Here is a 21,340-nt window from a genome sequence, read left to right as displayed (position 1 = left end):
TCCCAAAAAAGGGTCAACGGTTATCACTCGTAATCTAGAGAAAGGAGCGGATGCCGGAGAGAAGGAGCGGTGAGAAGAACCGGATCAGTGAGGGATGGCGTATCAGGATCCCCGCAATCTTTGCCGGCCGGTCCATATCCCCGTACTGGTGTATCTCGTTTACAATTTCAGGAGTGCTCATTGCGTGGATGATACGATCGACCGTCTTCTCAGGCAGGTGCTGCCGCATGAGAAAAAGGCGATAGCCAAGGGCAAGTTCCTTCCCTATATCCGCCTTCCAGCGCTGCTCGTACTCCGCGAGCGCGCTATCAGAGAAGCAATTCTGTTCGCAGCAGGAAGCCGCCACCGCTGCGGCATGACGGGCCGATCGGATCCCGGTGTAAACACCGCCTCCTGAAGTAGGCTTGGCAAACCCGGCCGCATCCCCCACAAAGAGCGTCCGGCAACCATAGGTCCGGGGCATTATGCCAAGTGGGATCGTACCGGTGACCAAGTGCAAATCGGAGCGAAGGCCAATCCTTTTCATAAAAGCAACGAAGCGTTCCTTTACCTGCAGTGTCCCGCAAAGCCCGACCCGGGCCCGCCCGTTCCCGGTGGGGATAACCCATCCGAAGAACTCCGGCGAAGCATCCGGGTACAGGTCCACGAGATCGGTATTTCCCTGCAGAAGTCCCTCGGCCTGAATACCGGCAAGAAAAACCGGGGATCGTGCCATCCCCAGCGATCGCGCTATCGTGCCCCGCGGTCCATCTGCAGCGATCAGGATCTGGAATAAGATCTCTTCATGCCCGTTTATCCCCCGGGTGATCACAGAGGTATCCTTTACACCGCAGACCGATGTCTTGAGCCGGAATTCTGCACCCGCTTCCGCCGCTGCCGCGGCCATCTCCCGGTCAAGCATACCCCGATCAACCACATATGCCTTCGGGGAATGTGCGTTAATGACCAGAGCCGGCCCTTCAGAGGGATTAACCCGTGCCCCGGTAACAGTATTCTGTATTGGGCGGCGGGAAACGTTACATTCGTTAAATGCGGAGAGGGAGAGTAGCCCGGCACATTGCACCGGGTAACCAATGCTCCCCTGCTCCTCAATGCAGAGTACCGAAAGTCCTGCCTCAGCGCAGGAACGGGCGGCTGCACATCCTGCCGGCCCGGCTCCGGCAACAACAACATCATAAGCCGGCGACATAGCAGCAGTACCGAAAAAATTACTTGGGATCTTTATCTTCCGGCCGGATTGCCGGATTGATCTGGATTTTGCAGCTGTTGATGATGAATGTATGTGGCGAAACGGGCACTGCATCACCTTCTTTCAAGGTAAGGCCAATGAAGACCGCAAAGAGCCCCAGGATAAACGAAATGGTCCCCACCACTGTCATGACAAGAAAAGAGCGCATCGAAGGGACAAAAGTCAGAAAGACAAAGAGAAGGATAATGCTGCTTGCGATAACGGCACCAACCAGATAATACTTTGTTTCACTCCGGGTCAGTGCACATGATATTCCTGTATAACCGGCATAGAATGCGAGCACGGCGACTGCGAGAACAAATATAAACGAGAGAACAGAGGGAAAGATCATTTCCGCAATCCCGATAACCAGCAGTGCTGCAGCACACAGGAACCAGAAGATCGATTCATCAGAATGAGCGGTAATGGCAATGAGTATGCAGAGAATCATCCCGGCGATGAGAAGGATCCAGAATATCCCGGTAAAGAAGGCAAGGACGGGACCCGGCATAACCAGCGCGAGGCCCCCGAAGATTACTCCCACCAGACCTTTCAGCTGGCAGGATGTTTTCGCATCCATAAATTTACGTCTCTGTGATCGCGTTAATAGTTTCGTATGTATATTGAAATTTAATGTCATTTCCCCGCAATAATTCCCCATAAAAAAAGTTTAGATACGATCGATCTTCCCGAAATTTTTCCTGATCCGGGGATTGTTACGCTATTATATTCCACACAACTCCTTGTGACAGGATTACATGTGCTGAAAATATTACAAAATGGAGGGAGAGGAATTTTATTTGCGCTCAAACCCGAAAAATTCTATTCCTGCTACCTTCTCCAGCACATAGAGTATGGCAAAGAAAAAAACCGCGTACAGAACAAAGCTTACGATAAAATTAACCCAGCCGGTCAGGCCGGAATAATTCATAAGGAGATTGGAGAGCGCATCCGCGATTACGATTGCAACGAGGATCCCAAGGAAAAAGATCACCCATTTCTTGACATCGGCAAATTCCATACACAGTATTGGCCTTCATACCTATTAAAACACTCAAAACCTTCGTCATAGGGTTATCATTGTCCTCTTCGGTAAGATTCCACCAGATCCTGCTGGTTACCCAGCCTGTGATGATAAAGTGCGCCGGCCCTGCAAATCCGATCTTCTCACAGGAATTTCCCTTGCGTACTGCCACATGGACTCGAATACATATGCCATTGAAGGCATTGTGTATGTACATGGATCAGGATAATCCCGGTTCCCCTGACAATATATCTCCTTCTCCTGCCCCGGATATCGTGCCAATCCCTGCTCCCCCCATGAGCCGGGGATTCTGGGCAGTGATGGCGCTGATCGGCGTACTGATTCTTCTTATTATCTATGCACAGGTTCAGGGTGTTATGCACCCGATTGTCGTCAATCTGACAGGTTCCCGTTGGACGGTTATATCTTATGCAGATAGGGAAGGGTCGATGATCCCTGCCCCAGCCGGGGCTGAAGCAAATCTATCATTTGGTCCTGCCGGAAACGAGGGTCTCATCGGATATACCGGATGCAACTGGTATTCCTATACCTACATCTGGAACAATGCTACTGCACTTCATCCCACCAACAGGACAACAACCCTGCAGGTTTGTGATACTCCCGGGGTGATGCAGGAAGAGACATCTTACCTGGCAGATCTTGATAATAGTTCTATCGTGAGGTTCCGGAGCGGGCAACTCACCTTTTTCGATGACTCTGGCAAACCCCTCCTTATATTCAGGGAGACTGGCGGCGAGTCCTGATCTTCCGGTCGATCTGCATGGTAAGCGCATGGCCATCCATTGCGATATACGAACATTAAAAATGGCAGGTGTAAGAACTATTAACCGGGAGTCTGAACAGAAATCATGGACGCAAAGAGCGAACGGAAAGAAGGCGTGCTCATCTTTTTTATCAATGGAAGGCTGGACGCGTTTGGTGCCCAGCAGCTTGACGAGTGGATCAAAGGAGCGCTGCATGATGATGACAAGGAACTGATACTGGACCTTTCCGGTTCCACGTACCTTTCAAGCGGCGGACTGCGCACCTTCAACATACTAAAAAAAGAGATGAAACGCAGGAACGGCCGTTTTGCTCTGGCCGCAGTGGGGGAATACCCGAAAAAAGTACTGGACATGGCCGGGTTCTCAACAATTATTGAAATGTTTCCAACGGTAGATGCCGCGGTTGAGGATATGAAGAAGAAGCGTAAGAACCCCACGCTCTTCAACGAGATCTTTTATAAGAAAATTGAGGAGGAGGGAATTTCGCTAACCATCGAACCGGGCTGGATGACATCCCCCCCGGCCCTTCGGGTAACCGGAGATATGGCAAAGGTCCTGAACGCGCGGCTCACTGAGGCAGATATCAAGACCAAAAAATTTTCTGAGATTACCTACTCGCTGGGCCTTGGAGCGCTCGGCGCTGACAAAAAAGAAGCGATGCCCCTGCTGGGCGAGATGATCACGCTGTACGGTTCCATGGTCTGGTTACCCACGGACGGCAACAATACTCCGGATTTCCTTACCCCGCTCGATACAGAATCTGACGTTCCCGTTTACACCGGATATAATGTGACTTTAGACGGGCCGTTCAACGAATACCTGACTCTCTCGACCGGGGACGCAAAAAGCGTCAGTATCGCGGATATCTACCGGATGATCTTTTCCGGGGCGAAAAGCAGGGTAAAGAGCTACAAAGGGATAGTTGCCGTTGCTATCTGGGGTGTACTCGAGGGTCTTTCAAGTTCCGGGATCAAAAAAGCACCGGTTGCCGGTTCAGGACTCCCTGCGGGATCCTCGATTATGGATCCGGCCAACCAGTCACAGTGGATGGCATCCGATACCGGGATGTCATACAAAGGAGATACGCTCGTGAGTTTCGGTTTTGGGATCGATCTCACCGGCGATCTTTCCGGTTTCCCCAAAGAGGATCTGGATGCACTCTACTCCACAAACCCGGCAAGCCGCGGTACTTCCAAGGTCATGGCACTCCACAACCACGGTGTGGTCTTCCGGGGTGTGCCCTACGACGCCTCACTTGATCTGAATTCACAGGTAAAAAAGATAGTAAACGATGCAACATTCGTCGATATGCGCCATCTTCTGGACAGCACCCGCCTCAGGCGCGCCAAGATCGGGGTTGCATATATCCAGGAAATTGTCCGGGAATCCTGAACTGCAGAGTTAAGGTCAACCGGTCTCTCTTTTTTTTATCAGCGTAAGGATATTTTTTCCCTGGTCGTACCGGTACGTGACTGCATCGGTTACCCGCCGGATAAGATAAATGCCCAGTCCACCCGCTTTGCGCTCTTCTAAAGAGGACGTAACATCGGGGTCGGGCATCACAAGCGGATCAAATGCGGGAGCATCATCAGTGATTATCACCGTCATATTTTCTGGAACAATTTCACAGTGAATGGTGATCTGCCCTGAATGCCCGCGGTACCCATGACGGATTGAGTTGGTCACGGATTCCTCGATCGCAAGCTGCATGTCAAGGACCTGTGAGTCAGAGAAACCGGCTTCATGCATGAACCGTTCGATCTCGAGGGAGAGGCCGGGCACCGCGTCTAACCGGGCCGGGATGAGGATCTCATTTGTCGCCACCAGAGTCATACCTCCACTCCAAAGACCAGATCCGGCATGCCGGTATCAGTCCGGCATAACGGAAACCGTTCTGCAAACACCCCTTATCGGGCATGAGAGTTTTCCTGTAATGATATTTAATAGATCCACCATAAAAAGACGGCCAATAAACGGGAGGCTACCCCGAAAATTCTGCGACACCGGGGAGGACTAATTACTGACTCTCTCAAATCTGAAATAACCGTCGGGACAGGAGAAGGATTATCTCTGTACAAAAAGGATATTTGTAAAAAGACACCCCGCAACGAGCAGGTCTTAACGGAGACATACCGATGGATATAGATACCACGATTCACGATGCGACCGCAGTTCTTTCCATAACGGGCCGCGTGGATGCCATGACTGCCGGCGAGCTTGAGGGCGCCATTAACGGCCGCATAGAACGGGGGGACCGCAAAATTATCCTTGATTTTACCGGGCTTGCGTATATCTCCAGCGGAGGCCTCCGGGTGCTGCTTGCGACTGCAAAGAAACTGCATAACGAGGGAGATAGATTTGCGCTCTGCGGTCTTTCTGTAGAAGTGCAGAAAATTATGAACCTCGCCGGGTTCACCGCGATCTTCTCCATCTACACCACGGCGTCTGATGCGCTGGCTGCGGAAAAAGAGACAAAAATCTCCCGCCAGACCTGAATTTACTCTTTTCTACCCCGTACTCAACCTGTAAGCAGGGCAGTTCATCGGTCTCTTCCGGTTTTTCCCACGGTTGCCATATAGATCAGGAACTGAGTTACTCCATCAATCCCAAGGATCGATGCCATCAGATCATCATCAAAGGCCGCAATCGCACAGACTCCACAACCGACCGCCAATGCGGCAAGATACAGGTTCTGGCAGACATGCCCGGCATCGAGATGAAGATCCCGGTATCCACGCTCGCCATATCGCCATGTCATCCGGTACGGGACAGCTGTCCAGAGAAAAACAACACCACTCCGCATAATAAAATCCTGATCCAGAGCTGCATGGGCAATATCGATATGCAGGGCAGGATCAGAGGCAACCAGTTGCAGACAATGGGAAAGTGCTAGGTATCGGTACAGTCCCGGAAGGAGACCTTCGACATCGTTTACCAGCAGGTAGGTCTCGAATGCATGGCGAGCGCCGGCTGACGGGACTGTGCGAAACGTAGCTACAGAACCAGAGATCTGCCTGACACCCTGTGTACACCAGAGAAGAAATGAGAGTTCATCGCACCGGAGCGGAATCTTCTCATACGACCGAATACTTCGCCGACGTTCAATTGCAGTACGAAGATCCATGGACGGAATGTCGAGATCGACAGGTCTTTTGAGCTTGAACACCGGTTTACCCGCCGTCATGGGGAGTTCAAGCGGGGGCTGCGGAATGCCCTTTTCCTGATCGGAACGACCAAGGGAGCGGTACTTGGTATGCTCCATGAACTGCCGGCCGATCTCCTCATGGATCTGAATATGATCTGGCATAGATACCCTTTCAGGACCGCTACAGATAGTCCTTGTGGAAAACGGAAAATATCAGTCCTCACCACAAGGATTGATTGTATTCAGGAATACGGATATCTGCCAAAAAACGAAATATTGTTCCAGTACAGGCAGGATCGATGAAAGAGCATTTATCAGGAAAACAGGCCTCGCAGGAACTCCCCCTTATAGAGTTCAAAAATGTCACCGTAATGAAAGAAAATTCACGTGTGCTTGACCGGGTAACACTTTCTCTCTATGAGGGTGAAAACGTTGCCATTCTTGGACCCAATGGGGCGGGAAAATCATCGCTCATCAAGGCCGTTATCCGCGAATACTATCCGCTGATTACCGGGGAGCCCGGGACATTTCGGTTTCGCGGGGAGGAGGTCTGGGATATCTTTGATCTCCGATCCACTATCGGCATTGTCTCCACTGATCTCCAGTATGCCTTTGCCCGCACCATTACCGGCCATGAAGTAATCCTCTCGGGCTTCTTCTCAAGCATCGGTCTCTTCAACCGGGAGATAACACCGGCGATGGAGAAAAAATCAGAAGAGATCGAGCAGATCCTTGGGATCAGGCACCTGAGAGAAAGGCCTATGATTTCGCTTTCCACAGGAGAAGCCAGGCGTTTTCTTATCGGCAGGGCCCTCGTTTTTGATCCAGCCACACTCCTTCTCGATGAACCGGCAAGCAGTCTCGATCTCTCAGCATTACACATATTTCGCCAGACCCTGCGTACAATTGCCCAGTCCGGAACAGGCATCATCCTGGTAACACACAATCTTCATGATATTATCCCCGAGATCACGCGCGTAGTTATGATAAAGGAAGGGAGGATCATCGGGGATGGGGAGAAAGCAGCCATGCTGACAGATGAGCGGATTGGACAACTCTTCTCAGTCCCGGTCCGTATACGCAAAGAGAATGGCTGGTATTATGCGACAGGGTACTGACCAGGCCCACCCTATTCCAAGGATCCGGTAGGTCCGGGAAAATTTTACTACCGGACCGTTTGAAAGAAAAAGAAAATATTTCTAAGATTACGCAACCGGTACTTTCGGGGCGGCTTTCTTTGCGGCAAACGATGTCACGATAGCAATGATTCCAATAACAACCGCAAAGATCCCGGCAATAAACGGCACAAGAGCTGCTGAAATCAGGGGGAAGATCAACAACAGGATCCCAAAGAGAAGACTCAATACCCCAAGGACACCGTTCCCTGCATCCTTGGTGGAGAAAGCCTGGTACAGGTGGACACAACCGGTGATGCATGCCCATACACCGATAATAATAACAAGGAACGTGAGAAGAAGGACGGTACTGTAAAGCGGATAGGCAAGAATAATAATACCGGCGAGCAGGTTAAGAACTGCAAGGAGAATCTTCCATCCCATATCCGTCCTGTCAACAGCAAGTCCGGCTAGGGAAAAGATTCCGCCGACCAGCCAGTAGGCTCCAAGGAATGTCACAAAAACGATCGTTGTAATCCCCGGCGAGGAGAGGAACATAATCCCGATAACAAGGGAGAGAATTCCCCACAGGAGAATGACCCACCAGGGAAAGAGTCCGGGATTACAGCACCAGCACGACTGGGGAGAAGCAGTTGTTTCAGCCATAATACTATACCTCAAATTTTATACGTCAATTCTGCCAAAGCGATATTTGAAGTTTCCTTTCCGGTTCAGGAAATCCGCAGGTCCCATTAAAGGAGATTCAGGAGGATCGAACCGGAATGAGGGAGAGCCCCCATGTAGGAAGATTAAAAAAGTTATTCTGCTCTCGCCAGCCCGGTTACTTTCCTGATCTGACCCTGCGTTTCCTTTGGCGTTCCGGTAGTGTTGATCAGGTAACAATTCGTCCGGTCGAGGATGTTTTTGATATATTCATTACGCAGCGCAGTTTTGCGGGCATCCTTCACCAGCAGGTGCGGGTTGAAATAGCCGTTGGCGGAAAAAAGGGCATACGCCTCATCCTTTTCGAGCGGAGAAGCAATCCGGAGATCGGAAGGATCACGATGCAGGATAATAAGCGTCCCCAGTGTTGTCAGAGGGAGAAGGCGGCCTTTTCCCACCACCCACCGTATATCAGCAACCGCACGACCTTCGGCATCGTATTCGTTTGCTGGAACCAGCCCGTCAAACTCTTTCCAGATTGCAGAGAGATCCTGACGGATGTAAAAATTCCGTTCCGATCCATAGGCAAGGATCTCCGGGCCGAAGATGCGGGTAAAGAACCAGTCATCGGAGATGATCCGGGCCTGAGGATCGCGAAGGAGTCCGTAGGTTTGTGTGGTTTTTCCTGCACCAGAGACTCCCACGATGCCAATACCTTTTCCTCCGATATCGACACAAGCTCCATGGATCGATGATATCCCGTGTTCATCTTCGAGAATATCCCCGCACAGGCCGAGTGCGATGGACTTGATCCATCCATAATAGGTAAAATTTGTAAGGAAGACCGTCTTGGAGTACGGGTCAAATCTGACACTGTTTTCACTGACGGACGGGTCTTTAAAGACATAGAGCCTGCCATGAGACCGGATATTCTGGGACATAGGAGAGAAGTTTTCCTGCCAGGTTTCAATGAGACTTTTCTCATCTGTGATCAGTTTGATACAGCATCCAAAGATCTCAGATTTTATCTCGTACCGTACCCGTGGTGTGCAGCATGCAGTAAGGCGTTCCTTTTCCTCTGTCGGGATCAGGTCGACGGTGTAGGTCATTCCATGACCCCGTAAATAATACACATCATGGTTGATATTCCGGCATACCGGGATAGGATGTTTTCGGTTGTCATCTCCCATACCCGGATAATTGAGAGAGACAAAACGTTTTTTGGCGGCAGGCATACATGCAGCCGGGCACAGAGAATCGAAGATTATCCTGCCTTATCTTCAACGAACCGATCTCCAACATGCTCAAGTACGTGTTCCCTGAAGGAAGGCGGGGCAAATGTACAATCTCAGTTGACCGGCAGGGTACGACTTTGAGTATGGCCATATGTGACAGCTGTATCGGGATACCTGCAGGTCGTAACTGGCTGAATTTCTTTACGCCGGGGCTGAAACGTGTTCACATCCTTACCGAAAAGCTGAAGGGAGAGATTATCTTTGACAGGACAAACGGGACATGGTTTATCTTCCTTATCCCGATCCATGTGAAGAGATTCATCCCATAAGAAAACCAGGGACCGGGATAACGGCGATGAAAGGGAAACAGTAAAAAATCCGGTTTTTCCGATACTTTTCACCATCATCACGGAAGTTACCGGTGTCTTTGGATACCTTTTGGCTCAATTAACAAATTTCTTTGTCTGTCCGGAGAGGCACATTTTGAAAAGTGCAGCCGGTTACCGGAAGCAGGTCGCTTTTCTCTCAAGGATCTGCAACACTGCCGCATCCACTGGTGCCATAGCACGGGAGATCTTTTCCAGCGTACGGATCGTTCCTTCAGCAGTCCGCTGGATGATCCCGTTCTCTGTCGGGATCCTCATGCCCCCGGCGGCGAGAAAGGCACATTCCGTTGCAAGACCTGCAGCCGTGGCAATCTTTAAGGAACAGGCCGGCTTTGCGCCATCGCAGATCGTACCGGTGATATTTGCCACCATCAGGTTGATCGCGGTCGTAATCTCTTCCTCTCCCCCGCCAATAAGGTAGGCAACTCCGGCAGCGGCACCGATACCGGCCTTGATCGAGCAGCCGCAGAGCGCAGAGAGGTGCCCCGCGTACCGGTCTGCCTGCTTGGTCATCATGTGGCTGATAAGCGCCGCACGGGCGATATCCGCTTTTGAGAACCTGCATTCCCGTCCGACAACACCGACAGGGATAAGGGCAGTTATTCCCTGGTTTCCAGATCCCGCGGTGCTCATTACGGGATACGGTGCTCCACCCATGCGGGCGTCGGCTGCGACCGCGGCTGCGATCCGCACGTTGTCGATGAGACTGGTGGTCCCTTTCTGGCTGGAGAGAAGGGCCTTGAGTGTATGACCAAGGCCCAGGCCGTACGCCTGGTCCCGGCAACACTCGGACAGGGTCATGTTCATCTCAACGCCACGGAATACCGTATCGATCTCCTCTCCATCCATCGATTCGGCGATCCGGATCAACCAGATGACTTCCCCGGGAACACGTTCATCTGCGGAGTCCGGAGGAATACCCGGGTTTGAATAGATCTCCCTTCCCTCAGCGCTGATTGAAGCGACATGGTTGTGCTGACCGGTAATGTGTGCCTGGGCTTTTTTGATGCCATTTTTAGTCCCAGCAATAATCCCAACGGTTATATCCGGGGTTATTCCCGATCCCGTCCCGGACACGGTAGAGCAGGAGATCCGGTCACTGAGTGCAATGACCACGGCTTTTGCTCGTTTTTCCGGAGTCATACCGGAAAAAAGATCGATACCATCACGTGGATCGAGAAAGATGCCCGCGGCTGCAGCTGCGGCCGGACCCTTCCTGCCTTCCATACCCGGGATGAGTGCGCATGCGCTGTTTTTAGAGACATTCCGGTCAAGGGTGATCTCTACACTGAGAATATCACGCGTAGAATATGCCGGGCCGGTGGATCCGGAAAAATCCGGGGGAATACATCCCGATATGGCATGGTATGCGACGGCTGCTGCATAGGCAATGGCAGCCGGCTCGGAACACCCGGTAACGGGTATTACGTTTCTCTGTAAAAACGCCGCAATATCCACAACCGATCTCCACCTGTACCTGCTTTCAGGACATCGGTACAGACAATGAAATAGCCAGCGATAACCGCAGAAAAAATTTCAGTTATCACAATGTTATAGGGCACGGGGTGTTCATACTCACGTGAGGTAATTAGGATGGTTTTTTGGAAAATCCACCTTGGGCGGATTGGACCTTCTCGATTGGGCTTCATGGGTTTTGGTCCAGTCCACCCTGCGCGGAAACTGTTCCGGAAAACATATCCTCTGTGTTGGATCTGATCTCCAGTCTTTTATTGCGGGGTATCACCTCAGCCCCGCTTCTTCCGTACATGATACAGGATCCTCTGTTTTTTCAAAATCCGGCAGATATACACGCCTTCATCGAGCAGCCATTTCAGAAAGATTGGAGGCACAAGGAGCCATCGGGGCGGTTCGTAATGCCAGAGTCCCTGGAAGGATGAGGGGATACCGGCAGTTCCCAGATAAACAGCCGCAATCATTTCTGAATAACTACGACCATTTTTTCACTTATCGCCAGAGTTATAGCGACCTCCGCCCTACATGATCGCATCCAGAATCGATGACGGTTATGACTGTTGCTTATATCCAGCCAAAAACCGGGAATCGATCCTCACGCAACGGTGATGTTATGAAACCAAAAACACTCGTTATTGTGTGTTCCGCCCTGCTGATCCTTACATTCTGCATGATTCCTGCCGGCGCGGTAATACTCGAAGTAACGGTCCGGGGAACAATAGCGGATCTCTCACCGGCCGATAATACCCTGACGATTGCCGGTCCCTCGCAGTACGGCTGTGACTTTGGTTCCGGTACTTCCGAACCGGTTTGTTCGTGGACGCCGATGAACATAACCACACTTACCGGAACAGTCCCTGATGCAGCCGCGTTTCAGGTCTTTGCCAGAAACGATACAGTTGTAGCAGTGAGCCTGGGAGGCACCGGGGGAACATGGATTGCTCTTGCAAAGACTTACAGCACCGGTACTGCCACAGATTACGCTACCGATGAGGTGGGCAACATAGGCAGTCTCCCCACTCCGCTCATTGGTGACTATACAGTCAGCGCCGTCACCGTACCGGACTGTTCTGCATGCACCGGGACCTCCTGCACTGCGGTCTCTTCGAATGTAACGATCTCGAGCGGGCAGATGACGGTTGCACAGAAGGTACTCCGCCCCGGGGAATCGCTCTTTTTCAAGGGCAGGAACGATGACTCGAGTGTGAACGTGACCTTTGTAAACGGTCAGGCCCTCGCGGACGCCTGTCCCGGAAACGCCGGACTTATCGGCGGAGTTCAGCCTGTCTCCGATTATATCGTGCGTGTTGTACCACCGGTTGGGATGAACACGGCAGCAATGGCCTCTCCGGCAGAACCTGTATCGGGGGTTCCGTCAGCCACGACCACAACCCCTCAATCATCCCTGCCGTCTGCAGTACTCAGCGTCCTCGGGTTGGCGATTGCCGCCATTGCAGCCTGCCGGATTAGAGAGTGATCCAGGTACAGACGGGAGTACGTGAGGAACAGATACCCCGGGTTGACACCCGGTATTCCGGCCTCGTCATGGACCCGGATATTTCACTTTTTCCCTCAGGGACCCACTCATCCGGCTGGAACAGGCATGAATTCCAGACTCCCGGCCGATAAAAAAGATAATTAATGCCCGAACTGGACATCGAAGTAAATGCTCTTGCCCGATGCCCTGAGGGGGATACCGTAAGCAACACTGCACCCTTTAAGATGCCCGGCTTTCATGGCAACGAATCCTGCGGTGTACATGATCCTGTTGTCCACATTGTTAATTTGGGCGGTCTTTGCTGCAGAGCCGACAGCAATTCCGAGATCGGATATCTTGAGTACACAATTGGGACCGGTATAAGCCGAGTCCCTGCCCTTTCCGGCCTTCTGCGCCTGTATCATTTCCGCGCAGCTTGCATAACCACACCCGCCGCAATTGATACCAAGTGTCTTGGTCCCTTCGACGCCAATAAGGACTGTCGCATCGCTTGCCTTTACCTGTTCCCCGTTAATCCGGAGGAAATCCATACCAGTCTCCTTTGCTGCTGCGATAATGTTATCTCCGAGCGCCTTCTGTTCTTTACCGATCAGGATCTCGATCTTTATCGAGTCGAGTCCACAGGCTTTTGGTGCGGTCCGGGCGGCGAGAGCCATCAGCCCGGCAACAGTTTTTACTGCATCCGATTCGCTGGTCATAGCCCAAAATTGGCTTCTTTTAGTAATAAATCAGGAGCCACAGGAGATATGATCAGGTGGCGGTACCGTAATTCACATGAAAGGCATAGCGAAAACCATGGGCAGGCCGGGCGGTGTACGGAATATACCGGCGCCGTTCGTAGTCACGAAGGCAGTCATACACACCACCGGGAAATATCCGGTGCGAAAGGTGCATAGGCCGGGTTGTGGCGTTGTCCTGCCGGCGGGTATATTGCCGGGTGATATCGGCAAGGATCCTCTTCATCACCATTAATTCTCCGAGTGTTGCCGGGCATTCTTCATCATTGATCACGGTTTCAATCTGGTGGATCACTTCATCAATTCGGGTCATGGCATTCATTCTTCCAGGTGCAGGTTCTGCTGATCCAAATATCAGCGGGGGAGATTATATATTGGAAAAATCGCCGGGGTTTGTTTTTGTATGGGGAATGTATCATGGTTGAACCATGCGGTTCAATGAAAGACCGTTCTGTGCCCCGGAAAATAACAGACTACGAGTAAGGGTTCAATGAGTCACATGACAGGATAATCTTTGCAGCCTCGTTTCCGTTTGAAAGAGTAGTAAAGATAGTTCCAGCATCAGAGACTGATACAGCACTACCCTGCTTATCCATCACTTTTACGGGCAAACCTATAAGCGGGATCAGGGAAAACTTATGAAAACTCTTACCACCTTGCCAGATGAGTGAAGTTCCTCCGGCTCCGGTGGATATCACGCGGGGAGAATGCGAATACGTCCGTACTGTCACCAGAAACACAAACGGAATCTGCAGGGGAGGATGCCACCCTGCTCACGCTCTATGCACTTGCCGGAGAGGAATGCGGACGATTTGTCACGCTCCATCCCCGGATCCTTACAAGGATCCGCCGGCACATTCTCGCTATCAGCCAGGTTGTAGCAGCCCGGCCATCTTTCGGAGATGTGGCAGTCAGGGAGCTGCCCGTGCATGAAATGCGCCGGGCCGAGGAGGAACTCTGGATCCATGACCAGCATCAGAAAACAGACATGGCCACCGACCGGCTCTTTGCAGCATTCTCCGGTACGCAGTTGATCGGGGTTGCCCGCTGCTCCCGCCATCCCGACGGGTGCGAGGTGGATGGTGTGTACGTGCTCGAAGAGTACCGGCACCGGGGATTTGCAAAGAGGGTCATGCAGCAGCTGATCGAAGAATGCGGTCGTAATGAAACGCTGTATCTGCATGCAAGACCTGATCTTGTAGATTTCTATCGGAAGATGGGGTTTGTGATAGTTCAGCTGCCTGACCTTCCGGCCTCCATCCGGTCTGCGACCACTCGTCCCGGAAGCGGGACCGTGCCGATGAAGCGTGATCCTGCACGGGTTCCTGGAGGCGGGCATGAGTAGCGGTGCCGAAGGGACGAGAACCTGCAGCCGGCTGGACAGGGAGACTTGCCGATGGTAGAACTGTTCTTCTGGATCGCGATCCTCCTTTTCATTATTAGTACGTTTATTGCTCTAGCCGGCGCGGCACGGGATAACCGGATCGCACGTACACTCTCGCTTGCATGTACTGGTATGGCCTCAATATTCCTCGTTGCCCTTGCGATGTTTATTCTGGTCACAGGTATCCCCCTTTTGCTCCCTGCATGGCAGCCGTTCCCCGGTATATCTGTCTCATTTTTCGTAGATCGCCTGGCGGCATTTTTCCTTGTCCTGATCGGTGCCGTCGCAACCTGTGTCTCCCTTTACACGATCGGCTATGTTGAGCACCTGGAGGGTGGCAGCCGGCGAAACTTTTTCTGTGCGTGCATTGCGCTCTTCGTTCTTGCAATGGTGCTTGTGGTCGTCTCGGCCACCACAATTGCCTTTTTGCTCTTCTGGGAACTGATGGCCGCGGTCTCCTTCCTGCTGGTCACGTATGAATATACCCGTCACGAGACCACCCGGGCCGGTATTTTCTACTTTGTGATGACGCAGCTCTCCACTCTTTTTATAATGCTGGGATTTGTTGCGCTCTTCCTCGCCACCGGTTCCTTTGCCATCTCCCCGGCGCATGTTGCAGCCAGCGCCACACCCCTCGTTACCGCTGCGTTCCTTGCACTCTTTGTAGGATTCTCCATCAAGGCAGGAATCATCCCGTTCCACAAGTGGCTTCCCCATGCCCACCCGGCAAGCCCCACCCCGGTCTCGGCACTGATGAGCGGCGTGATGCTCAAGATCGCGGTCTACGGTCTCCTCCGGTTCCTGATCGCAGTCTTCACCCCGGATCTCTGGTGGGGTGTTCTGATCCTCTGCGCCGGTATCGCATCCGCAGTTCTCGGCATAATATATGCAATCAAGGAAGATGATATCAAGGGCCTCCTGGCCTACTCGAGCATCGAGAACATCGGCATTATCTTTGTGGGCATCGGACTCTTTGTAATCTTCTCCTGCTCCGGCCTTACGTTCCTTGCAACCATCAGCCTGCTAGCGGCCCTCTTTCATTCGCTTAACCACGCTCTCTTCAAGAGCCTCCTGTTCCTTACTGCAGGTTCTGTGGTGCATGCCACCGGAACCCGGGATATTGAACAGATGGGAGGCCTTGCCTCCCGTATGCCGGTAACCTCTGCTCTTTTTTTTACAGGAGCGGCCGCGATTGCTGCCCTTCCCCCCCTCAACGGGTTTGCAAGCGAACTCCTGCTTTACACCGCATTTTTTCAATCGGTCACTCTCGTCGACCCGCTTATCAAGATCCTCCTTTTTATCTGTCTTGCCCTCTTTGCGCTGACCAGTGCCCTCTCCGCGGCCTGCTTTGTCAAGGCCTTCGGCTCTATCTTCCTTGCCCGCCCACGTTCACAGGCAAGTGAACAGGCGCACGAAACCGGATGGACGATGCTTGCCGGCCCGGCGCTTCTTGCTGCAGCCTGTGTGGTGCTCGGTGTTTTCTCATACCAGATCCTCACCGGTTTTGGCTATATACTCCCCATTCCGGACCTTCTGGTCGTGAGCGTCCTCCTCCTGCTCATGGGTGCACTGACTTATATTGTCCTGTATTTCACCGCGTCACACAGGATCAGGATCAGCGAGACCTGGGGCTGCGGCTCGCTTTCGCTCTCTTCCTCAGCAGAGTACACCGGCCATGGCTTCTCAGAGCCAATTGTCACGATTTTTGCTTCGCTGTACCGGACAAAAAAGACGGCCACCAAGAAATATTACGATCAGCATGACTGTATCTTCGCCGAAGGAACTGCAGAAATCCGGCTCCTGAAGTTCTTCGAGGAATACCTGTATCTCCCTGTTGCCCGCAATGCAACCCGTGTCGCAGGAGTGATCGCACGTATGCAGAACGGCTGCCTTGACACGTATCTCCTCTATGTCTTCCTCGCGGTGGTCGCAGTCATCATCTTTTTGGGAGTGACCGCATGAGTTACGAGTTCATTCTCTATGGCATCATCAATACGTTCTGTGGGGTGCTCATTGCCCCGCTCTTTGTGAGCCTGGTAAAAAAAGTGAAGGCCTGGACCCAAGGGAGGCAGGGGCCGTCAGTCTTTCAGACATATTACACCCTTGCCAAGCTGCTCAAAAAGGAGGTGCTCTATTCGCCGGACGCATCAGGGATCACCCGGTTCACCCCGTGGGTCTGCATAGCCGCGATCCTTGTTGCCTCGCTCTTTGTACCCCTTGTCTATGTAACAGTCCCGTCCGGAGGAATCGGGAACATTATCCTCTTCCTGTATCTGCTCGTGCTTGGCAGGTTCTTTATGGCACTTGCCGGTCTTGATGCCGGAAGCACATTTGGCGGCATGGGAAGCTCGCGTGAGATGAGCATCGCCGCGGTCATCGAGCCTACGACCATCATCGTCTTTGCCGCACTTGTCTTTGTTTTCAAATCCCTCAACATTATCGATATGGTCGGTGTTGCTGCATCCACCGGCACACCGGTGACCCCGACGCTCATACTCCTGGGGATCTCGCTTTTCATCATCCTGATCGTAGAGACTGCACGCATTCCGGTTGATAACCCGGAGACCCATCTGGAGCTGACCATGATTCACGAGGGTATGATCCTCGAGCAATCAGGCAGGAACCTCGCAATGATGGAGCTCTCAGCAGCGGTCAAGCAGCTGGTCCTGATGGCGCTGGTCATCAACCTGATCGTCCCGTGGGGGATAGCAACCGTCCTTACACCGGCAGCCATCGGAACAGCACTTGCTTTCTTTGTGGTAAAAGGTGTTATCCTTGCACTGGTGATTGGCCTCTTTGAGTCCTCCATGGCAAAGATGCGGTTCTTCCGGCTGCCCAGCCTTTTTGCAATGGCGTTCTTCTTCTCGACCCTCATCATTATTATCGAGGTGTTCGCATGAGTGAACCCGCATTCTTTGACGGTATCATCAAGATCCTCTTTGTCTGCGTGATCATCACGTCCGCGTACATCATCACGACGAAAAACCTTATTTCACTGGTTAAGGTCTACGCACTCCAGTCACTGGCCCTTGTTGCCATCGCCCTCTCCCTGGCCTGGTACGAGAATGCTGCGATCCTCCTTGCCATAGCGCTCCTCACGCTGGTTTTCAAAGTGATCGTTATCCCGTATTTCATCGCAACCGTCCAGGAAAAGATCCGGATAACGCAGGACATCGAGTTCCATTTCCTCAGCCCGACCAGTTCCCTATTAATCTCGCTTGCCCTCATGATTGTCGTATACATCACGCTCTCCCGTATCCTTTCCCAAACACCACCGCAGGGCAGCCTCTTTTTCTTCGGGGCCGTGATCGGGATCTCGCTGGTCATGATGGGCATGATGGTGATGTTCTCACGAAAGAAAGCGATCTCCAAGGTGCTCGGATACCTCTCAATGGAAAACGGTGTTCTGCTCTTCGGGCTCTTTGCCACGGAACTTCCCTTCATCATCGAATTTTTAATTGTGATCGATCTGGTAATCCTCATCCTCCTTACCACCATCCTCACGGTCGGAATCGATTCCACGCTCGAGGAGTACCATAACCGGCTCCACCGGTTTTACCTCTGGGAAGAACAGGAGGAATCCTCATGATCCTCGTGGCTTTTGTACTTACTGCGCTGGTGGGGATCGTGCTGGTTGCCATCAGTCGTACCCATGGGCAGATGAATGCAGCCGCCGTCGGCCAGGCCATCGTCTTTGCAGCAATCGCCCTGTACGTCCTCCTCTTCGTGCAGGTGCCGGTCAATACATTCATCGTAGGCAGCGGCTACTTCTTCATCGATCACCTAGGACTCCTGGAGGTCCTTATTGCAACCGTGATCTTCGTGCTCGCGGCCGTATATGCCCGGGGATACGTGGGCAACCTGCTGACAAGCCACGAACTCGAAGCAGGGAGCCTGAAGCTCTTCTATGCCGCATGGTGCCTGCTTGAACTGGTCATCATCCTTGCCTTCTTCTCGGATAACCTCGCACTTTTCTGGATCTTTGCCGAGATGACAACCATCATCTCCGCCATGCTTGTCGCCATCCTCTCGGCACGGGAGAACATTGACGCGGCGCTCAAATACATCTTCGTTGCCTCGGTGGCGATGATCTTTGCCTTTATCGGCCTCATCTTCCTCTTTGAAATCTCACGGTCAGTCCTTGGCACCGGCACGCTCAACTGGACAGCGCTCATGGCCCATGCCGCCGCTTTCCCGCACGGGATGACAATCGCGGCATTCCTCTTTATCTTCATCGGGTTTGCTGCAAAATCCGGCATCTTCCCGTTCCATACATGGCTCCCCGAGGCCCATGCCAAGGCGCCATCAGCAGTGAGTGCTGTCCTGTCGGGAGTACTCCTCAACGTGGGGATCTACGGGATCTTACGGGTTTTTGCTATTGTCCACGAAACCGGCGCTGCAACAGATGTCACACCGGTCATCCTTCTCTTCGGCATCCTGTCAATTGCTATCGCGGCGATCTCGATGCTTCCTGAAAAGAACCTCAAGAAACTGGTCGCGTTCTCGAGCATCGAGAACATGGGTATTATGCTGGTCGGTATTGCAATCGCAACACCGCTCGCGATCTTCTGGGTGCTTGTCCAGGTGATTGCTCATGCATTCACCAAAGCCTCACTCTTTTTCTCGGCGGGCATACTGCACCGGCAGTACCGGAGCCACATCTCGGCGGATGCACCCGATGAGATGTGCGATGTTTTCCGGTTCCAACCGCTTGCCGCGTGGGGATTTGTTCTGGGAGGACTGGCAATTATTGGTATACCTCCGTTCCTTGCGTTCTTCTCCAAGTTCTTTATCCTGCTCTCGCTCGGATCGTTCTCGTTGTGGGTGCTCGCGCTGGTCCTGGTACTGCTCTTTATTGCGGCCACAGCGCTCGGGTATTTCGTGATCAGTATGTTCGGGCAGGTCATCCCGCCTGGAGAGACCTGTGATATTGTTCCCTACCGGACCCCGCTCTCCATGAAGTTACCCATTGTGGTCCTCCTTGCACTGGTGCTTATCCTTGGCCTGATGTTTCCGCCGGGAGGATATGCATTTATTACGCAGGTCGTAACGGAGCTGAGGTTCTGATGAGTGTAACGGATATGCCCAATGATGATGCCACCATTGCAGCAGTACGAGAAATTGCTGGCGCTGCCGGTGTGTCCGCCCGGATCACGCCCGGGTTCAGCGGCGAATGTATTGTTCATCTCGATGATGATGAGATTTTCCGGCTCGTTCCCGCGCTTGCGACATGGAATTTTGTCCTGATCGGCCTGTTTGCCACCCCCGTTTTCAAAGGGGAAGGATACATGCTACGGTATGTTTTCTCGCACGGGAAAAGCATCCTTGTCTTCCAGGCGGAAATTACGGGAAAACGGGCAGCCTCCGTTGCTACGATATATCCCTCGGCCTCTTGGCCGGAGCGGGAGTGCCGGGATATGTACGGGATCGAATTTGAGGGAGCCTTCGATACCCGGCGCCTTGTCCTGCACGAGGTGTATCCTGCCGGGTTCCACCCGCTGGAAAAGGCATTTGCCAACGCGCCGGTCTCGACGCTTAAAACGATCGATCCGGCGGACGAGTACATATTCCAGAACATGCACGGGGACGGGGTGTACCAGGTACCTGTCGGGCCCGTCCACGCCGGCATCATTGAGCCCGGCCACTTCCGTTTCAGCGTCATCGGGGAAACGGTGTTCAATCTCGAAGTCCGCCTCTTTTACACCCACCGTGGCATCGAGAAGCTGGCAGAAGGAAAAGACCCTGCAGAATGCGTGCGGGTTGCAGAAGCGGTGAGCGGGGATGAATCTGCTGCAAATGCGACCGGGTACTGTATGGCGGTGGAACGGCTCTCAGGCATATTCGTGCCCGACCAGGCCTGGCATATCCGGACGATCCTCTGCGAATCGGAACGGATCTGTTCTCATCTCGGCGATCTTGGCGGCATGCTGACCGATGTCGCCTTTGCCCTCGGTGCCAGCCAGTTTACCGTGCTGCGCGAAGAGATCTTCCGTGAGCACGAGAAGATGACCGGTTCCCGCTTCCTCCGTGGCATGATCTGCCCCGGAGGGGTCAGCAGGGATATTCCAGTCGCTACGCTCGCCCTGTACCGCGAGTACCTTGAGCGGTTTAAAAAACAATTCCGGACCGGTCTCGCCATTGTCCTCTCCACATCTTCCGTAATCGACCGGTTCTCCCGGACCGGGATCATCAGAAAACCGCTTCTTTCTCCGCTCAACATTACCGGCCCGGTCGCACGAGCCTCCGGCAGCGGCCGGGATGTGAGAGTGGATCACCCGTACGGGATCTACGATCGTCTTGTGCCCATGCCCCGTCCCTTAAATGATGGTGACGTCCTCGCCCGGTTCACGGTTAAGGCTGCGGAGATCCTTGATTCGATTTCCCTTATCGAGAAATCACTGGCAACCATGCCGGACGGCCCTATTCGAAGTACAGACCCGGTCTGTGACGGTGCCGCTCTGGCGCTCGTGGAGGGGCCGCGGGGAGAAAACCTCTGCTGGGTGGAGATCCGGAACGGTACCGTCTGGAGATACAAGGTGCGGACGGCATCGTACTGCAACTGGCCTGCCATAGAACACGCTGCACCGGGCAACATCATTGCCGATTTCCCGGTTATCAACAAGAGCCTGAACCTCTCGTATGCGGGGACGGATCTTTAAGGGTGAGA

General features: G+C 52.9%; 22 protein-coding genes. 12 read left to right on the top strand and 10 right to left on the bottom strand.

What is annotated here, in order from left to right; translation table 11 throughout:
- Positions 1–34: 34 nt before the first annotated feature.
- The 3 genes from VMS83_RS02360 to VMS83_RS02350 form a co-directional block, all read right to left on the bottom strand.
- Positions 35–1,189, bottom strand: a complete 1,155-nt coding sequence (locus VMS83_RS02360; RefSeq protein ID WP_325409500.1) for an NAD(P)/FAD-dependent oxidoreductase — start codon at positions 1,187–1,189, stop codon at positions 35–37.
- 19 nt (positions 1,190–1,208) lie between these two features.
- Complete coding sequence (locus VMS83_RS02355) at positions 1,209–1,808, bottom strand: hypothetical protein (protein WP_325409498.1); 600 nt, start codon at positions 1,806–1,808, stop codon at positions 1,209–1,211.
- Positions 1,809–2,024: 216 nt separating this feature from the next.
- Positions 2,025–2,249, bottom strand: coding sequence for a hypothetical protein (locus VMS83_RS02350; RefSeq protein ID WP_325409496.1), 225 nt, complete (start codon positions 2,247–2,249; stop codon positions 2,025–2,027).
- A gap of 218 nt (positions 2,250–2,467) precedes the next feature.
- Here VMS83_RS02350 and VMS83_RS02345 point away from each other — a divergent pair, with 218 nt between their 5' ends.
- Positions 2,468–3,016 carry an META domain-containing protein gene (locus VMS83_RS02345; RefSeq protein ID WP_325409494.1) on the top strand — a complete coding sequence of 183 codons (549 nt, stop codon included), beginning with the start codon at positions 2,468–2,470 and terminating at the stop codon, positions 3,014–3,016.
- 105 nt (positions 3,017–3,121) lie between these two features.
- The gene (locus VMS83_RS02340; protein ID WP_325409492.1) at positions 3,122–4,429 is read left to right on the top strand and encodes an STAS domain-containing protein; all 1,308 of its coding nucleotides are present in this window, start codon (positions 3,122–3,124) and stop codon (positions 4,427–4,429) included.
- Positions 4,430–4,444: 15 nt separating this feature from the next.
- Here VMS83_RS02340 and VMS83_RS02335 read toward each other — a convergent pair whose 3' ends face one another.
- Complete coding sequence (locus VMS83_RS02335) at positions 4,445–4,870, bottom strand: ATP-binding protein (protein ID WP_325409490.1); 426 nt, start codon at positions 4,868–4,870, stop codon at positions 4,445–4,447.
- A 302-nt stretch (positions 4,871–5,172) separates the two neighbouring features.
- Here VMS83_RS02335 and VMS83_RS02330 point away from each other — a divergent pair, with 302 nt between their 5' ends.
- Positions 5,173–5,532 (top strand): STAS domain-containing protein, encoded by a 360-nt coding sequence (locus VMS83_RS02330; RefSeq protein WP_325409488.1) that lies wholly within the window; start codon positions 5,173–5,175, stop codon positions 5,530–5,532.
- Positions 5,533–5,576: 44 nt separating this feature from the next.
- Here VMS83_RS02330 and VMS83_RS02325 read toward each other — a convergent pair whose 3' ends face one another.
- Complete coding sequence (locus tag VMS83_RS02325) at positions 5,577–6,344, bottom strand: SagB/ThcOx family dehydrogenase (RefSeq protein WP_325409486.1); 768 nt, start codon at positions 6,342–6,344, stop codon at positions 5,577–5,579.
- Positions 6,345–6,481: 137 nt separating this feature from the next.
- Here VMS83_RS02325 and VMS83_RS02320 point away from each other — a divergent pair, with 137 nt between their 5' ends.
- Positions 6,482–7,300: an ABC transporter ATP-binding protein gene (locus VMS83_RS02320; RefSeq protein WP_325409484.1), complete on the top strand. Its 819-nt coding sequence runs from the start codon at positions 6,482–6,484 to the stop codon at positions 7,298–7,300.
- 87 nt (positions 7,301–7,387) lie between these two features.
- Here the strand turns inward: VMS83_RS02320 and VMS83_RS02315 are convergent, their stop codons facing one another.
- Both VMS83_RS02315 and VMS83_RS02310 read right to left on the bottom strand, forming a co-directional pair.
- Positions 7,388–7,963, bottom strand: a complete 576-nt coding sequence (locus VMS83_RS02315) for an HdeD family acid-resistance protein (RefSeq protein ID WP_325409482.1) — start codon at positions 7,961–7,963, stop codon at positions 7,388–7,390.
- Positions 7,964–8,115: 152 nt separating this feature from the next.
- Positions 8,116–9,069 carry an aldolase gene (locus tag VMS83_RS02310; RefSeq protein ID WP_325409480.1) on the bottom strand — a complete coding sequence of 318 codons (954 nt, stop codon included), beginning with the start codon at positions 9,067–9,069 and terminating at the stop codon, positions 8,116–8,118.
- A gap of 128 nt (positions 9,070–9,197) precedes the next feature.
- On the opposite strand from VMS83_RS02310, the gene VMS83_RS02305 reads away from it, so the two are divergent.
- Positions 9,198–9,524, top strand: a complete 327-nt coding sequence (locus VMS83_RS02305; RefSeq protein ID WP_325409477.1) for a hypothetical protein — start codon at positions 9,198–9,200, stop codon at positions 9,522–9,524.
- A 171-nt stretch (positions 9,525–9,695) separates the two neighbouring features.
- On the opposite strand, the gene VMS83_RS02300 is transcribed toward VMS83_RS02305, so the two are convergent.
- Entirely contained in the window at positions 9,696–11,039 is a 1,344-nt protein-coding gene (locus tag VMS83_RS02300) for an L-serine ammonia-lyase, iron-sulfur-dependent, subunit alpha (RefSeq protein ID WP_325409475.1), read from the bottom strand.
- A 628-nt stretch (positions 11,040–11,667) separates the two neighbouring features.
- Between VMS83_RS02300 and VMS83_RS02295 the strand changes: the two genes are divergently transcribed.
- A complete protein-coding gene (locus VMS83_RS02295) occupies positions 11,668–12,531 on the top strand; it encodes a hypothetical protein (RefSeq protein WP_325409473.1) in 864 nt (287 codons plus the stop codon).
- A gap of 161 nt (positions 12,532–12,692) precedes the next feature.
- Here VMS83_RS02295 and VMS83_RS02290 read toward each other — a convergent pair whose 3' ends face one another.
- Entirely contained in the window at positions 12,693–13,250 is a 558-nt protein-coding gene (locus VMS83_RS02290) for a ferredoxin domain-containing protein (RefSeq protein WP_325409471.1), read from the bottom strand.
- Between the two features lie 52 nt (positions 13,251–13,302).
- Positions 13,303–13,602, bottom strand: coding sequence for a hypothetical protein (locus tag VMS83_RS02285; RefSeq protein ID WP_325409469.1), 300 nt, complete (start codon positions 13,600–13,602; stop codon positions 13,303–13,305).
- Positions 13,603–13,956: 354 nt separating this feature from the next.
- Between VMS83_RS02285 and VMS83_RS02280 the strand changes: the two genes are divergently transcribed.
- The 6 genes from VMS83_RS02280 to VMS83_RS02255 are packed head-to-tail and all read left to right on the top strand — an operon-like array spanning position 13,957 to position 21,332.
- A complete protein-coding gene (locus tag VMS83_RS02280) occupies positions 13,957–14,634 on the top strand; it encodes a GNAT family N-acetyltransferase (protein ID WP_325409467.1) in 678 nt (225 codons plus the stop codon).
- Between the two features lie 51 nt (positions 14,635–14,685).
- Positions 14,686–16,635, top strand: coding sequence for a proton-conducting transporter membrane subunit (locus VMS83_RS02275; protein WP_325409465.1), 1,950 nt, complete (start codon positions 14,686–14,688; stop codon positions 16,633–16,635).
- Positions 16,632–17,573, top strand: a complete 942-nt coding sequence (locus VMS83_RS02270; RefSeq protein ID WP_325409463.1) for a respiratory chain complex I subunit 1 family protein — start codon at positions 16,632–16,634, stop codon at positions 17,571–17,573. The genes VMS83_RS02275 and VMS83_RS02270 overlap by 4 nt, the downstream gene beginning before the upstream one ends.
- Complete coding sequence (locus VMS83_RS02265) at positions 17,570–18,262, top strand: hydrogenase subunit (protein WP_325409461.1); 693 nt, start codon at positions 17,570–17,572, stop codon at positions 18,260–18,262. Before VMS83_RS02270 ends, VMS83_RS02265 begins: the two co-directional genes overlap by 4 nt.
- Positions 18,259–19,740 (top strand): proton-conducting transporter membrane subunit, encoded by a 1,482-nt coding sequence (locus VMS83_RS02260; protein ID WP_325409459.1) that lies wholly within the window; start codon positions 18,259–18,261, stop codon positions 19,738–19,740. Before VMS83_RS02265 ends, VMS83_RS02260 begins: the two co-directional genes overlap by 4 nt.
- A complete protein-coding gene (locus VMS83_RS02255) occupies positions 19,740–21,332 on the top strand; it encodes an NADH-quinone oxidoreductase subunit C (RefSeq protein WP_325409457.1) in 1,593 nt (530 codons plus the stop codon). The genes VMS83_RS02260 and VMS83_RS02255 overlap by 1 nt, the downstream gene beginning before the upstream one ends.
- Positions 21,333–21,340 lie beyond the last annotated feature (8 nt).

This window comes from Methanoregula sp. (assembly GCF_035543475.1).
GTDB lineage: Archaea > Halobacteriota > Methanomicrobia > Methanomicrobiales > Methanospirillaceae > Methanoregula.
This window is presented reverse-complemented; position numbering and strand designations above follow the sequence as displayed.

Excerpts from the sequence above, each read along its gene's own strand:
- VMS83_RS02275 (WP_325409465.1), top strand. The coding sequence starts at position 14,686 with ATGGTAGAACTGTTCTTCTGGATCGCGATCCTCCTTTTCATTATTAGT.
- VMS83_RS02340 (WP_325409492.1), top strand. The coding sequence starts at position 3,122 with ATGGACGCAAAGAGCGAACGGAAAGAAGGCGTGCTCATCTTTTTTATC.
- VMS83_RS02320 (WP_325409484.1), top strand. The coding sequence starts at position 6,482 with ATGAAAGAGCATTTATCAGGAAAACAGGCCTCGCAGGAACTCCCCCTT.
- VMS83_RS02355 (WP_325409498.1), bottom strand. The coding sequence starts at position 1,808 with ATGGATGCGAAAACATCCTGCCAGCTGAAAGGTCTGGTGGGAGTAATC.
- VMS83_RS02260 (WP_325409459.1), top strand. The coding sequence starts at position 18,259 with ATGATCCTCGTGGCTTTTGTACTTACTGCGCTGGTGGGGATCGTGCTG.
- VMS83_RS02305 (WP_325409477.1), top strand. The coding sequence starts at position 9,198 with ATGCAGCCGGGCACAGAGAATCGAAGATTATCCTGCCTTATCTTCAAC.
- VMS83_RS02335 (WP_325409490.1), bottom strand. The coding sequence starts at position 4,870 with ATGACTCTGGTGGCGACAAATGAGATCCTCATCCCGGCCCGGTTAGAC.
- VMS83_RS02310 (WP_325409480.1), bottom strand. The coding sequence starts at position 9,069 with ATGACCTACACCGTCGACCTGATCCCGACAGAGGAAAAGGAACGCCTT.
- VMS83_RS02285 (WP_325409469.1), bottom strand. The coding sequence starts at position 13,602 with ATGACCCGAATTGATGAAGTGATCCACCAGATTGAAACCGTGATCAAT.
- VMS83_RS02330 (WP_325409488.1), top strand. The coding sequence starts at position 5,173 with ATGGATATAGATACCACGATTCACGATGCGACCGCAGTTCTTTCCATA.
- VMS83_RS02295 (WP_325409473.1), top strand. The coding sequence starts at position 11,668 with ATGAAACCAAAAACACTCGTTATTGTGTGTTCCGCCCTGCTGATCCTT.
- VMS83_RS02290 (WP_325409471.1), bottom strand. The coding sequence starts at position 13,250 with ATGACCAGCGAATCGGATGCAGTAAAAACTGTTGCCGGGCTGATGGCT.
- VMS83_RS02255 (WP_325409457.1), top strand. The coding sequence starts at position 19,740 with ATGAGTGTAACGGATATGCCCAATGATGATGCCACCATTGCAGCAGTA.
- VMS83_RS02350 (WP_325409496.1), bottom strand. The coding sequence starts at position 2,249 with ATGGAATTTGCCGATGTCAAGAAATGGGTGATCTTTTTCCTTGGGATC.
- VMS83_RS02360 (WP_325409500.1), bottom strand. The coding sequence starts at position 1,189 with ATGTCGCCGGCTTATGATGTTGTTGTTGCCGGAGCCGGGCCGGCAGGA.
- VMS83_RS02315 (WP_325409482.1), bottom strand. The coding sequence starts at position 7,963 with ATGGCTGAAACAACTGCTTCTCCCCAGTCGTGCTGGTGCTGTAATCCC.
- VMS83_RS02265 (WP_325409461.1), top strand. The coding sequence starts at position 17,570 with ATGAGTGAACCCGCATTCTTTGACGGTATCATCAAGATCCTCTTTGTC.
- VMS83_RS02270 (WP_325409463.1), top strand. The coding sequence starts at position 16,632 with ATGAGTTACGAGTTCATTCTCTATGGCATCATCAATACGTTCTGTGGG.
- VMS83_RS02325 (WP_325409486.1), bottom strand. The coding sequence starts at position 6,344 with ATGCCAGATCATATTCAGATCCATGAGGAGATCGGCCGGCAGTTCATG.
- VMS83_RS02345 (WP_325409494.1), top strand. The coding sequence starts at position 2,468 with ATGGATCAGGATAATCCCGGTTCCCCTGACAATATATCTCCTTCTCCT.